This window comes from Chitinophaga eiseniae (assembly GCF_900167135.1).
In the GTDB taxonomy this organism is placed as follows: Bacteria; Bacteroidota; Bacteroidia; order Chitinophagales; family Chitinophagaceae; genus Chitinophaga; species Chitinophaga eiseniae.
In genome coordinates, this window is the sequence record NZ_FUWZ01000003.1 from 233,542 (window position 1) to 245,470 (window position 11,929).

General features: G+C 46.8%; 25 protein-coding genes. 22 read left to right on the plus strand and 3 right to left on the minus strand.

Going from position 1 to position 11,929, the window contains the following annotated elements; translation table 11 throughout:
• Positions 1-10 precede the first annotated feature (10 nt).
• The 5 genes from B5D63_RS19835 to B5D63_RS19850 are packed head-to-tail and all read left to right on the plus strand — an operon-like array spanning position 11 to position 2,638.
• On the plus strand, positions 11-361 hold the full coding sequence (locus B5D63_RS19835) for a hypothetical protein (protein WP_078670585.1): 351 nt from the start codon (positions 11-13) through the stop codon (positions 359-361).
• Positions 351-656 (plus strand): hypothetical protein, encoded by a 306-nt coding sequence (locus B5D63_RS35320; protein ID WP_200817052.1) that lies wholly within the window; start codon positions 351-353, stop codon positions 654-656. Before B5D63_RS19835 ends, B5D63_RS35320 begins: the two co-directional genes overlap by 11 nt.
• Positions 568-939 carry a DUF1064 domain-containing protein gene (locus tag B5D63_RS19840; protein ID WP_200817053.1) on the plus strand — a complete coding sequence of 124 codons (372 nt, stop codon included), beginning with the start codon at positions 568-570 and terminating at the stop codon, positions 937-939. The genes B5D63_RS35320 and B5D63_RS19840 overlap by 89 nt, the downstream gene beginning before the upstream one ends.
• A gap of 1 nt (position 940) precedes the next feature.
• On the plus strand, positions 941-1,780 hold the full coding sequence (locus B5D63_RS19845; RefSeq protein WP_078670587.1) for a phosphoadenosine phosphosulfate reductase family protein: 840 nt from the start codon (positions 941-943) through the stop codon (positions 1,778-1,780).
• A 24-nt stretch (positions 1,781-1,804) separates the two neighbouring features.
• Positions 1,805-2,638: a DNA-methyltransferase gene (locus B5D63_RS19850; protein WP_078670588.1), complete on the plus strand. Its 834-nt coding sequence runs from the start codon at positions 1,805-1,807 to the stop codon at positions 2,636-2,638.
• Here the strand turns inward: B5D63_RS19850 and B5D63_RS19855 are convergent.
• Positions 2,609-2,899, minus strand: a complete 291-nt coding sequence (locus B5D63_RS19855) for a hypothetical protein (protein WP_078670589.1) — start codon at positions 2,897-2,899, stop codon at positions 2,609-2,611. The two genes, B5D63_RS19850 and B5D63_RS19855, sit on opposite strands and share 30 nt — an antisense overlap.
• Positions 2,900-2,966: 67 nt before the next feature.
• Between B5D63_RS19855 and B5D63_RS19860 the strand changes: the two genes are divergently transcribed.
• Positions 2,967-3,209 carry a hypothetical protein gene (locus B5D63_RS19860; protein WP_078670590.1) on the plus strand — a complete coding sequence of 81 codons (243 nt, stop codon included), beginning with the start codon at positions 2,967-2,969 and terminating at the stop codon, positions 3,207-3,209.
• Positions 3,210-3,250: 41 nt separating this feature from the next.
• Entirely contained in the window at positions 3,251-3,622 is a 372-nt protein-coding gene (locus B5D63_RS19865; RefSeq protein ID WP_078670591.1) for a hypothetical protein, read from the plus strand.
• Positions 3,623-3,637: 15 nt separating this feature from the next.
• Here B5D63_RS19865 and B5D63_RS19870 read toward each other — a convergent pair whose 3' ends face one another.
• On the minus strand, positions 3,638-3,895 hold the full coding sequence (locus B5D63_RS19870; protein WP_078670592.1) for a hypothetical protein: 258 nt from the start codon (positions 3,893-3,895) through the stop codon (positions 3,638-3,640).
• Between the two features lie 142 nt (positions 3,896-4,037).
• Between B5D63_RS19870 and B5D63_RS19875 the strand changes: the two genes are divergently transcribed.
• The 14 genes from B5D63_RS19875 (at position 4,038) to xisR (ending at position 9,924) form a co-directional block, all read left to right on the plus strand.
• A complete protein-coding gene (locus B5D63_RS19875) occupies positions 4,038-4,520 on the plus strand; it encodes a hypothetical protein (RefSeq protein WP_078670593.1) in 483 nt (160 codons plus the stop codon).
• A gap of 265 nt (positions 4,521-4,785) precedes the next feature.
• Positions 4,786-5,034 (plus strand): hypothetical protein, encoded by a 249-nt coding sequence (locus tag B5D63_RS19885; protein WP_078670595.1) that lies wholly within the window; start codon positions 4,786-4,788, stop codon positions 5,032-5,034.
• Positions 5,035-5,069: 35 nt separating this feature from the next.
• Positions 5,070-5,384 (plus strand): hypothetical protein, encoded by a 315-nt coding sequence (locus tag B5D63_RS19890; RefSeq protein WP_078670596.1) that lies wholly within the window; start codon positions 5,070-5,072, stop codon positions 5,382-5,384.
• Entirely contained in the window at positions 5,377-5,628 is a 252-nt protein-coding gene (locus B5D63_RS19895) for a hypothetical protein (RefSeq protein WP_078670597.1), read from the plus strand. Before B5D63_RS19890 ends, B5D63_RS19895 begins: the two co-directional genes overlap by 8 nt.
• Positions 5,625-5,915 (plus strand): hypothetical protein, encoded by a 291-nt coding sequence (locus B5D63_RS19900; protein WP_078670598.1) that lies wholly within the window; start codon positions 5,625-5,627, stop codon positions 5,913-5,915. Before B5D63_RS19895 ends, B5D63_RS19900 begins: the two co-directional genes overlap by 4 nt.
• Positions 5,908-6,228, plus strand: coding sequence for a hypothetical protein (locus B5D63_RS19905; protein ID WP_078670599.1), 321 nt, complete (start codon positions 5,908-5,910; stop codon positions 6,226-6,228). The genes B5D63_RS19900 and B5D63_RS19905 overlap by 8 nt, the downstream gene beginning before the upstream one ends.
• 4 nt (positions 6,229-6,232) lie before the next feature.
• Positions 6,233-6,547 (plus strand): hypothetical protein, encoded by a 315-nt coding sequence (locus tag B5D63_RS19910; RefSeq protein ID WP_078670600.1) that lies wholly within the window; start codon positions 6,233-6,235, stop codon positions 6,545-6,547.
• Positions 6,548-6,724: 177 nt separating this feature from the next.
• Complete coding sequence (locus B5D63_RS35595; protein ID WP_262488161.1) at positions 6,725-6,856, plus strand: hypothetical protein; 132 nt, start codon at positions 6,725-6,727, stop codon at positions 6,854-6,856.
• A 664-nt stretch (positions 6,857-7,520) separates the two neighbouring features.
• A complete protein-coding gene (locus B5D63_RS19930; RefSeq protein WP_143313007.1) occupies positions 7,521-7,718 on the plus strand; it encodes a hypothetical protein in 198 nt (65 codons plus the stop codon).
• A gap of 187 nt (positions 7,719-7,905) precedes the next feature.
• Positions 7,906-8,355 carry a hypothetical protein gene (locus tag B5D63_RS19940; protein WP_143313008.1) on the plus strand — a complete coding sequence of 150 codons (450 nt, stop codon included), beginning with the start codon at positions 7,906-7,908 and terminating at the stop codon, positions 8,353-8,355.
• 235 nt (positions 8,356-8,590) lie between these two features.
• The gene (locus B5D63_RS19950) at positions 8,591-8,986 is read left to right on the plus strand and encodes a hypothetical protein (protein WP_078670608.1); all 396 of its coding nucleotides are present in this window, start codon (positions 8,591-8,593) and stop codon (positions 8,984-8,986) included.
• Positions 8,943-9,155 (plus strand): hypothetical protein, encoded by a 213-nt coding sequence (locus B5D63_RS19955; RefSeq protein WP_078670609.1) that lies wholly within the window; start codon positions 8,943-8,945, stop codon positions 9,153-9,155. The genes B5D63_RS19950 and B5D63_RS19955 overlap by 44 nt, the downstream gene beginning before the upstream one ends.
• 14 nt (positions 9,156-9,169) lie before the next feature.
• Positions 9,170-9,622 carry a hypothetical protein gene (locus B5D63_RS19960; protein ID WP_078670610.1) on the plus strand — a complete coding sequence of 151 codons (453 nt, stop codon included), beginning with the start codon at positions 9,170-9,172 and terminating at the stop codon, positions 9,620-9,622.
• A 26-nt stretch (positions 9,623-9,648) separates the two neighbouring features.
• On the plus strand, positions 9,649-9,924 hold the full coding sequence (gene xisR, locus B5D63_RS19965) for an excisionase family protein (RefSeq protein ID WP_078670611.1): 276 nt from the start codon (positions 9,649-9,651) through the stop codon (positions 9,922-9,924).
• Here xisR and B5D63_RS19970 read toward each other — a convergent pair.
• Positions 9,878-11,104 (minus strand): tyrosine-type recombinase/integrase, encoded by a 1,227-nt coding sequence (locus tag B5D63_RS19970; protein WP_078670612.1) that lies wholly within the window; start codon positions 11,102-11,104, stop codon positions 9,878-9,880. The genes xisR and B5D63_RS19970 overlap by 47 nt on opposite strands.
• A gap of 252 nt (positions 11,105-11,356) precedes the next feature.
• Between B5D63_RS19970 and B5D63_RS19975 the strand changes: the two genes are divergently transcribed.
• Positions 11,357-11,926, plus strand: coding sequence for an NADPH-dependent FMN reductase (locus B5D63_RS19975; RefSeq protein ID WP_078670613.1), 570 nt, complete (start codon positions 11,357-11,359; stop codon positions 11,924-11,926).
• Positions 11,927-11,929: the final 3 nt, after the last annotated feature.

The window sequence follows — 11,929 nt, forward strand, 5'->3', positions numbered from 1 at the left end:
TCTGTGAAGTATGGAATCTTACCTGGAATACCGGCGCCGCATCAAAAACGAGGGCAAGCCGGTAAAGGAAAAGAAAGTGAAGAAGATAAAGCCGTTCAGCGACAAGCGGGCCGCGATAAACCGTGAGTATTACAGGATCACGAAACCGCTTTGGCAGGGCAAGGAGTGTGAGATTAAGGCGCCCGGCTGCCAAGGACGTGCAACAGGAATGCACCATAAACGCGGCAAGACGACAGTAGAAAGGCTTCTTAATACCGACGAAATGGTACCCGCCTGCACACATTGCAATTTGATATGGGTTGAGGAAAACAGCAAAGCTTCTGAATTATTAGGGTTTAAGCTGCCTCGAAATGGCAAGTAGGGCAATGAAAGGCACTGTAAATCTCCATATCGGAGACCATCTCACGGGCCACGAAGAGTACCGAGACGACGAGCACCGCGACCGGATACTGCTCTACTGGACCAGCACCCACCACCTGCAGGACAAAACATACACAATCACAATCGCACCAGATGAAAAGGAAATCGAAGGCAAGTATTACGCTGAAAGAGCTCAAAAATTCTACCGTGGCAGGTTTAAACGCGGAGGCGATCCGGGAGTTGGAGGAACAGGAGGACGCACCGAAGAAATCGAAGTATGGGAACAACAGGACTGAGGTTGACGGCATCTGGTTCGATTCCGCGAAGGAAGCGGCCCGGTACAGCACCCTGCGGCTTATGGAACGCGCCGGCCTGATCCGCGACCTACGCCGGCAGGTTGCTTTCGAACTGAACGACGGCGGCACCCACTCCCTTAAGTACATCGCCGACTTCGTCTACATCGATTGTACAACCAGCCTGCAGGTCGTGGAGGACGCGAAAGGCTTCCGGACGCAGGAATATTTGAAGAGAAGACGCCTGATGAAAAATGTGCATAATATCGAAATAAAGGAGGTATAAAATGAATGAGATAAGAATTTGCAGCGTTAGCGGTGGAAAGGATAGTACAGCACTGTACTGCCTAATGGTCGAAACATACGGCCACGATTTCATTCCGGTGTTTGCCGACACTGGCAATGAGCATCCGGTAACGGTGAACTACGTACGCAACCTGCATATCATGGCCGGCGGACCTCCTGTAAATATCATTCAGGCGGACTTCAGGGAAAAATTGAAAGACCGCGGCATTGAACCTACTGGCAACCCATTCATGGACATGATGCTCTGGAAGAAAAGGGCACCCAGTACTAAAGCCCAGTTTTGTACCGAGTGGGTAAAACTATGGCCGATCTCACGGTTTCTGTGGCAGTTTGCTAATGATCTCCGGCCGATTGTAATGTTCGTCGGCATCCGCGCGGGAGAAAGTGTAAACAGGTCAAAGCGGATGCCATTTGCATGGAATAGTTATTTCTCTTGTCTTGAAGTATTGCCTCTGTTGTACGAGACGGAAGCCGATATCTTTCAGTATCTGAAAGAGAAAGGAGTGCCGCCGAACCCTCTATATACTATCGGAGGTGTAAACCGTGTAGGGTGCTACCCCTGTATACATGCCAACAAACACCAGCTGCGTACGTTGGAACAGTGGGCTTGGGATAAGCTGGAACAGTGGGAAAACAAATTAGGCCGCTCATGGTTCCCGGCAGGTATCCTGCCGGGAAGGCCACCGGGAGAAATACCTCGGATTTCGGATGTGCGGGAATGGTCTAAGACATTGAGAGGTGGTAGCAAATACGATCTGTTCGCAGAGACAGACCAGAAGGATGTCCCCTCCTGCATGGGTACGTGGGGGATATGCGAATAATTACAGAACTCGAAAAATTGATTTATGGAGCTGAATAAAATATACAACATCGACTGCCTGCAAGGCCTGCGTCAGCTGCCGGACGAATCTGTCCACTGCTGCGTGACTAGCCCTCCGTATTGGGGCCTGAGAGATTACGGTGTCGTTTGGCAGTTTGGACAGGAAGAGACTCCCGAGGCGTTTGTGACCCGGCAGGTAGAAGTATTCCGGGAGGTTCGCCGGGTGTTGCGGAGAGACGGGACACTCTGGCTGAACATCGGGGACAGCTACGCCAGCATTTCCCGGCAAAGGACGGAAGAGCAGGTAACCGGTGGATTAATTACTGGCAAAGCCCACCACATAGCCTGCAAAGATCAGATCAATAAGGTTACCGGTAGTCTGAAACGGAAAGATCTGGTGGGCATCCCGTGGATGTTGGCCTTTGCACTCCGGGCCGACGGCTGGTACCTGCGGCAGGACATCATCTGGAGCAAGCCCAACCCGATGCCGGAGCCAACAAAAGACAGGTGTACAAAAAGTCACGAGTATATTTTCCTCTTGACCAAATCCCAAAAGTACTATTTCAATCAGGATGCCATAAGGATTGATTCGGGTGCCAATAGAAGATCGGTATGGGTAATGTCCGGCGCCAACTATCAGGGGAATCATTGCGCCACCTTCCCTGAAGAACTGCCACATATCTGCATCCTCGCTGGGTGCCCGCCTGACGGAGTGGTGCTTGACCCGTATAGCGGTGCCGGCACTACTGCGCTGGTCGCCCGGAAGCTGCAACGGAACTTCATAGGGTTTGAGTTGAACCCGGAGACGATCGCAGAGGCGGAGGAACGACTACAAAGGGAGCTGGGTCTGTTCAAATAGGTGTTTATCTGTACGAAATAATATTTCCAACTGCGAAAGAAGATCTCTTTCTAAATTATTGGGGACATCACCATTAGCGAGCTCAAATGGTTCGCCATCTGACTTCTTGATAAATGTAAATTTCATCTTGGGATCTACCACTTCTAGGTAAAACAATCGTCCAGTCCTGTTATAATTATCGTCATAAACCGTAAGATCGGTATCTACAAGTAAAAGTCCGAGATGCATTTTGATACGAGTTGTTTTAGGATAGTTTGCCATACGCTTTTTTAACCACAACAAATTTCACATCAAAAAGTTTAAACCGGCCCGGAGGGCAACCAATAATATGAGCAACAACAGAAAAACACCCAGCATTATCGAACAGCACCCAGAGGGGTCAGGCTGGAAAGCCGAATACGACAAGTGCGCCCGCGCGGCAACTGATCCTATTGCTACACTGGACAAGGTGGAAGAATGGATAATAGGTTCTTTAGGTGCTGGACATAGACAATCATGGAGAAGAATCAGGGAGCAACTGGAACAGTACTGCCCGGAATGCAAACCGGAGAATCAGGTATTTTCAAAGTAACTCACCCGCCGCCCCGTAAGACGGTATAAAAACAAGAAACTATGAGTATCGAACTACAAATTTCAGATGATAGCGCCTCCACGAGCGAAAAAATCATACTGGCCTGCAATAATATTCAGTGGGCAAATGCCAGAATAGCAGCTCTGCAAACAGAAATGCGGCACCATAAGTACACTATGGAGAGAGATGAGCACAGATCCACGATGGATGAGATTATTACCCGAAATGAATCGACATTACAGCGGGCGCTATCATCTCTTGCCCCTGTATTGGAAGATTTGGGGAACTACCTCAACGATTGTGACGCCGTCGCGCAGCTGGACATCCGGGCTTTAAGGGTGGGCAATGAAGTAGTGCTGCTGGGAAAGGATGAATACGACATAGACTACGAAGATGATAAAACAGCCGGGTAGACACCCAGCTAACCATTACTCTACATAAACAACGTCACCATCGATAAAGCTTTGCCAGTAGATATAAGTTTCGCCGATTCGTAGACTCCAGTATTCTTCGAGCTTTAACTGGTCGTGGTGAGCAAAGGCAAATTTAACCACCAGGGGGTTGTATAATCCCCATAACCTTCTTACGCGGAAAGTGAGTTTAAAGGTGTAGTGTTTTATACTCCCTCCGGGGCCGCCAACTGAAAGCCCGGGGAGCTGATCGACTGATATAAGTGTGTATTTCATGAGTCAAAATTATGTAACGGCCAGGGCAATTTTTTACGGGAAGCCGTAACGCAGAAAAAGTTTACTGGCAGAATATTTAAACGCCTACGGCAACCCGTAAAAAACAGAAATTTCATCACAGTAACTTTACATAAAAAAACACATGGAAAAGTTAAAAGTACCGCACGACAAACAGGGAGATCACCAGCCGATCGTTGACGGCCAGACCGACTACCGGGATGCTTACGAATTGAAGGGTGCGACGTTAAAGTTCGTGACGTTCGAACAGAACAGAACCGATACTTATGCCGTATGGCAGGACGTCGACACCAAAAAACAGTACCGGACGGATGTTTTTCACCTGGGAGATGCAGTAAACGAAAACCTGCCGGATGGCAAGGTGAACAAGGTAGGCGGCTGCTTCATCACCGGCGACTTTGGATTTAAGCAGGTGGGACAGCACGTACTGCTTTACATCCTGGAGCCGGCGCCGCGGAACACAACACCTGATGAAGCCACCCAACTGGCACATATTCGGGAGGTCTGCGCCCGGTTTCTTGCAGGTGAGCTGAATGGATACAAGTTGAGGCAGGAGATTAAACAATTTATGAAAGAATTAAACCGCACCGGCTCCGGCACCCGGTAAGTAAAATGGACAATTCATGGGAAGGACTTGAGCCAGCACCGATTGAATATCTGCATTGTCAATTATTGGAACACTTTCACATTTACAGGGAGCAAAAGTCTGGAGAAGAAGCATCAGTAACACTAACAGGATTGGAATTTAACAACATCATCGCTCAGGCCAAGACGGATACGTACAGAAAATATGAGAAATTAAACCTACATAGGGCGATCCCTAAAACAGAACTTTAAGCCCGCCGCCGGTCGGTTACCGGCACCTTTTTCACATGAAGACAGTATTTGTAACAAAGTGGCTCGAAACACGGGGTATCGTGGAGTGTGAGCTCGTAAAACATGATCCTCCGGGCGTTAAGGTAATAGAGGACTGGTCCCGTCGCACCGCATACATAGGAACGAACCACTGGCACCAATCACGGGAAGCCGCCGAGCAAAAGGCCGCCATGATCGCCGCCAGAGCTATCGCTACCCACGAAAAGAAGATAGCGGCGCTGAAAAAGTGGCTGCCGGCGAAATAAATCAACAAAACAACCGGCAGGGAGGCCGGAGAAAAATGAAAACAGGAGTAGAAATCATTGCCGAAGAACGGAAACGGCAAATAAACATAGAGGGCTATCACGAGCATCATGATGATAGACATGAAGCTGGGGAGTTGGCTGATGCAGCTATGTGCTATTGCATGTCGCCTATTTACAGGCCAGCTTACAATTTCCCCCCTATGGGATGGCCATGGATAGGCGGGGAAAATGATGGTTTTAAGCCATCAAACAACCGTATCCACGAATTAGCAAAGGCTGGCGCACTCATCGCCGCAGAAATTGATCGATTACAACGCATGGCGGACAAGGAGGACCAAACCAATGAATAAGCTGAAACAATGTCCAGAGTTCCCATTTTTTGGAGCCTCGTATCCTGATGCTACCTGCATTGATGGTTATCTGTGGGATCTGGATAAATTCGAAGATGGCAAACTGTATGGCGGCGGAGAAGTCGGCTGCCCATTCTGTAACGAAAAGGAATTTAAAGAGTACTACGGGTACAGTGATGCAGACGAAGAAGAAAAGGAAATGATTGACAAACACACGGAAGCGCTTAAACAAAAGTATTTATGAATAAGCCAACCGCAGAAGAATTAAGACTGGGCGGCAAAGATCCCGGGCTGCTGACGCGATTCATGCAGGAGTTTTTCCCGTATGGCCATTTTAAAAAGATCGGAATTTTCACCAAGGGAATGAGGGGCAACTACTACGCACAGGCGGCCCGCATCTGTAAATTCTTTGGGCTGAAAACTATCTACGAATACGGATCAAAGGAAATCCGTTGTCATCTCACCTACGTAGACGGAAAGCGCCCAAAAGGTGAACCTTTTGTAACAGTAACACCAAGTATTTATGAATAAGCACGAAACCCTGATTCGCCAGATAGCGGATGAAATGGCAGCCCAAAAACACCCCGTTTCATTCCAACTATACAATAAGTATAAGGATAAGGAAGATAACGGTTGGAGCCATGATTCTTATGTAAAAAACTGGCACCTTATCGTTGATGGCTATGTTGTACATGCACGCATCGCCGTCGAATGGATAAAAAAAGAGGTATCCGACGTATTATATGAAGTAGAGAGCGACGGAAAAGTAATAGACCAGTGGTTGATTGACCGCGGTCTTATCCCGGAAGCCGACAAGGAGGCGGCAGACGATGAAAGCATGTGAACCTATGGTATATACTGTCCCCATCCCAAAGGTAGAGGATGAGGATGTCCCAGCTGAAGCCTATAAGACTATGTGGAAAGCATTGGAGGCGGTTGCCAAAACGCAGAAGCGAGCCATTACCATTTCGTATAAACCTGCAAATGGTGGATATGTAAGCAAAAACAGCGGCAAGTGGAGAATAGACCTAATGGGTACTATATTCATCAACAAAGAGCCAATGAAAGTTTTGTCTGATGCTATAAGGTTTTGGGCAAGGGCACATAACATTGATATTGAAAAAGCACTTCAACCGGAACAGGAGGCCGATAATGATGAGTAGCATACAGCATCATGAATGGGATCATCAGTTTAAATGGTTCTTCAAATGCCCTCATTGTGGATGCATAAAGGTAATACCTGATGTAGGGCAGATAACATATTATCCTCAAAAGCAAAAATATGCGTATGCTATGGGGACTGTTGACGAGCCTAGTTGTAAACAAAAAAAATAAAAACTATGACTAAGAAATTCTGGTTTTTCATACACAACGCAATCGCACATCCCTTACTGTGCATCGACAACCGCATAGATTCATGGCCCAGCCGGTTCCACGACTGGACGGGGGAGAAAATGGGAATGCCTCACTAACTAAAGTACTATGATTGTTAAGCTAAAAAGCCTCGTTGTTCCGATGGTAGTGTATCCTTACGCTGTGTTTTTCTCTTTCGAACAGACAGATGGCCAGTTGGAGCAAGCGCTAAATAGGCATGGATTGCAATATCATAACGGGATGTCACTGAAGGGGGCGGGGAAATGCCTTGTAGTTCAAGACGATATGTTTTGTTTGGTCAGATTGAGGTATTACCCGGACAACGCTGACGACATTGGCACCCTGACGCACGAGGTGTTACATGCGGTCGCCCAAACCTTCAACGACATGGGATTGTGCCTAAACGAAGGGTCTGAAGAGGCTTACGCATACATGACGGGCTATCTTATACGAGAAGTATACAAAAACTTATAAACTAAAAAGCGCCGCCAAGGAGGCCGGTAGCAATGAACACTAAACCAATCACCTGGAGATCCAGGAAGGACCAGAACAAAGCAACGTTCCGGCTGCAAACCAGGGGCGCCATCTTGGCAACGGTAACAGAAGGGGACATTCTACAACAAGGCGGTTCCGGCAAATATGGGTTCCGCATAAAACTGAAAAAGGAGAAGGGGGCCGGGCGACATGACTGAAAAAATATTAGATATTCTATACGATCACTCTGAGCCTGATGAATATGGAACAATATTGCATGACTGTGATATGATTTCAGCCGCCAAGGATATAGCACAGATGTTCGCTTACCGATTCTTCATCAGGGAATACGACTATGTTTCAGGAATGGTATCTGTGGACTACTTTATCAACGACGTAAAGTCAAACATAGCCCACTGGTCGCACTGGACCGGCTTCACCGAACAGCAGATTATTAACTCACTCGAAAAACTGAAAGCGAAATGACACATGAAGACAAAGAGCTATTGCTCTACAAAATCGACGCAGAGGGATTTGACTACTGCTTCAATGGCTATAGCTCATGGGAAGATATAAATGATGAGAATTTCCACAAGCTACGCCTCGCGTACGTCAAGGCTCAAAATGAACTGAAACAGTACATTAAAAAATGTAAACCTGAAAATTGATAAAAATGACAACACTTGAACAGAAACAGCAGGCAGCTACTTCATTTAGTATATCAGATGGATACGAACATGGAGCAGAATTAGACAGGAGGTTCATCGCCGGTGCCGAGTGGGCCGAAGCGCAGCAAAGGTGGATACCGGTAGCGGAGAGGGTGCCGGAAGCGATAGATGGTAAAGTGTATCCAGTACTTTGCCTTAACGGGAAGCACCGCGTCATATGCTACTACTTCCCGGAACACTTCAAAACAGTAGAATGGGAAGATTGGGACGACTATAATCCCGAATGGTTTCCGTACACGGAAGAAGATGCAGAAAAGGGTGTAGTATGGCTGCGTCCCGGATTCTATCAGGAGGTTGAATGTGATAAATGTGATGGTTATTGGAGCAGCCCACTTCCAATAACAGCATGGCAACCACTACCACCCGCACAGGAGGGCGGACAGGATGTACAATGACAAGCAGCTTAAAAGGCGTCCAGCCGTGAGGCGTCTGTATATGTTTTCTGTTTTGACAATATTAATCTACGCCGCACCTGCCATAGGACACGCTAATATTGATCCCAGATGCTGGGACCCTGTTTTACGAGGTTTTGCGGCTATTGCCTGGGCTATGGCATCCAGGATTGTACTATTGATCCCTGATAAAGACATTAATGGTTAATAAAAAGTGCCGCTAAGGAGGGCGGGAAATATGAATAAGCCAGTAAACGAAATTACTTTTCACCTAATCAACGAGGGTCTGCCGGAGGATATACAGCCGGCCTTGTGGTGGTATAAAGGTGATGGCTGCCCACCATATTGCGGCTCAATGACCGACGACGACTTCCCAAATATTGATTTTTTCTTTGCATGGTGTGAGATCCCAAACCCGTCCCTGGATTTTTGGAATAAATACAACATGAAACCACCTGCTGTAGTAGACCTACAGAAAGAAAATCTGAAGTTGCACATACAGCTCCACCATGCGCAGGAGCAAATCGGCCGCCAAGAAGAACAAATTAAAAAACTGCTGGTCCAGCTGGCAGAAAAAGGAGGAAGAGAAAATGAAGAAGGAGAACAAACCACCAGTGATACACCAGCATGCTGACTACTTCGCCGCCAAGGCAGCTGCCGGCGACTGGTTTAAAACGAAGCACAACCACGAATGCGGCACTGTGATGGACGAAAAGCGTGAGACAGCGGAGGGATTATACATATCCTTCCGCTCCCAGCAGGACCCGTGTCTGCGGGACAGGTACCAGGTAATTATTGCATAACAAAATACGATGTGATGAAAGACGAACGTGCGGAACTAAAAACAGAACTCCATCTGCTGCTGGACCAGCGGTACCGGCTAACGAACCGGATCAACCAGATCAAAACGATCCTATCATACACACCTGCGGTATTAACAGTAAGCCAACATGCTGTGGACCGGTACCGGGAGCGGATAATGAACATCCCTCCCACTGCAGCCCGGAAGATCCTAAATGATCCGGCCCTTATAGAAAAATACAAGAAGCATGGAGAGGGAACCTATGTACTATCCAGCTATCCGAATGTCCTGTGTGTAATCCGAAACTGGACCGTGATCACCTGCTATAACAGGTACGCCCCGGAAGAGAAACTGAAGGTACTGGGTCCGTACATGGAATACTACATCCGGACGCTGGTTTATCGGGTTGACAATCCAGGAGTGTCTTTGAAGACCTTCAAACAGTTTAGAAAAGAATACTATAAATAACCCCTGTGAGGGAGAAAACGTGAAGTATGAGTAAGGAAACAAACGTGTTGGCAAAAGCCATAGCCAAGGAATTATTGAATATCACCAATTTTTCAACCTGTGAGTGGATCACCGAAGACAAGCTGCTGGCAGAATTACCATTCACAAAGCGATCACTACAGAAATACCGGCATAACGGATTGCAGCAGGGATATCATTACAAACCCCTTTCACCAAGTGGCGGAGGCGGCACCGATGAAAGGGGAAGAAAGGTGTTTATTTACCATCGTGGGCGGATGGTTCAGTTTGTAGAGGATCTTTAAACCATGATCTCGACTTCAGAAGCTGCAGCTTCATTTCATCGGAAATTTTAACATACCGGCTAAAGCTGTCCACGCTGGAATGTCCTGTTATTAACATGACTTCCCTATCGGGGATTCCAGCGAGGACGGCATTAGTTGCCAGGGTGCGGCGCATAGTATGGGGGGAAACCAGTTCGTATTTGGCGTAATAATTACCGCTGGTAACACCTCCCTTTGTGCTAACTATCAATACCGGTTCGTTAATTTCAGCTCTTTTGCAAATATCAGAAAGATGGTGCCCCAAAGAACTACCACAGCCATACACAGGCAGCTTACTGTTATACTTTTGGTAAATCTTCCTTGCCATCCAGTGCATGGGAATTTTAACCTTCTTGTCAGATTTGTCTGTGAGAAATTCGAAATGATCGTTTACTAGTTTGTAGTTGTTGATACGATTAAGATCCTCTACCCGCAGACCCACGTAGCATCCAAAGACAAAAATGTCCCGTGCTCGCTCTTTTGGCCCTTCAAGATTCAAGTTGTAAACCCTTGAAATTTCATCCTCTGTGAGTGCGACAGCATCAACTTCCTCGCGAGAGAAGTACATAATGCTTTTTTTAAATATTTCATTCCTATGTCTCCCTTCGTCATAAGTGTACGTCAGGAAGGCGCGGAACTGGGCCATAAGGAGGGCGGTGGTGTTTTTCGCATAGTTCTGCTGGTTAGCCCACACATATAGGCCGTTTACCCATTTTTCATTCACTTTTTCATAGCGGGCAATCATTAATTTATCTTCAATATATTTAGACATGCGCTTCGCGTTATCCATATATCGCTCTATTGTCCCGGGAGAGTATCTCTTTTTGGTCTTTTTAATAAGGATGTCCCCTGATCTCATTCCTTCAATCATAAGATTCCAGTCATCCATAAAATTGCCTGCTTTCCCCTTTTTCTGCTTCCCAAGCACTTCATTAACCTTGTCTTCCACATCCCTCTTTAACAGTAGGCTTTTAACAGCACGACAATAGTTAACATGTTCATTTACAACATGTTCAATTCTTATCATCTTTGTTTTTGCGGCTTGTGGGAATTGTCCTGCAGCATAATTATCTTTGTCGATCTTTTCGCCGATAGCTACCCTTGCCCGGTCGTCATCGCAGTACATCGAAAAGTAGATGTAACCATTACTGTAAGTAAACATTATGTCTAAGTTTATGTCTAAAACTTAATTTTTCTGGTTGTTTTAGGTCGTTTTGGGTAGTATGCGGGAGGTGGCCGATTGACAAACTTACTCTGTATAGGCTTATTTTTCCAAGTTAATACTTGTTTTATTCTCAAATGTCGTAATTTTGTGGGAGCTAAAAAAAAGAAATTTGAGATTAAGATGATTTTGAGCGCATTTTCGTCACCCTTAAATCTCATAATCTCTTAAATCTCTAAATCTTAGGTATTAATGAACGTACTCATATTTAATGGCGCCACTGACACACGCCCTGAAGCTACCTCTAACAGGCTGGCAGCTTACCTGTCAGAAGCCTTAACAGAGAAGGGGTTACCGACCGAGATTTTCAGCCTGGCCGAGAAGCAGATACCTTTCTTTTCGATGTCAGAAGCGGCTAAAAAGCCGGAGAGTGTGGCAGCTATGTGTGAGGCGTTCTGTAAAGCGGACCTTCAGATCTGGATGACGCCATTATATCATGGCAGCATGACAGGGGCGATGAAAAACAGTTTAGACTGGCTGGAGCTGACAAGCAAGCACCAACGGCCATATTTAACCGGAAAGGTTGTAGCTTTGCTCTCCTGGGCCGACGGCACACAGGCCATGCAGGGGATCAACGCCATGGATGCCGTGGCGAAAGCATTGAGAGCCTGGGTACTGCCCTACTCTCTGCCTGTCCTGAAAAATAATCTTTATGACCCGCAGACCAGCGGGTTTACTGCATTTTATAAAACCAAGCTGGATATGATGGTTTCCCTGCTCTGCGCTGCCCAGTCACATGTGACAGCAGGAGCAGCGAGCTGAACC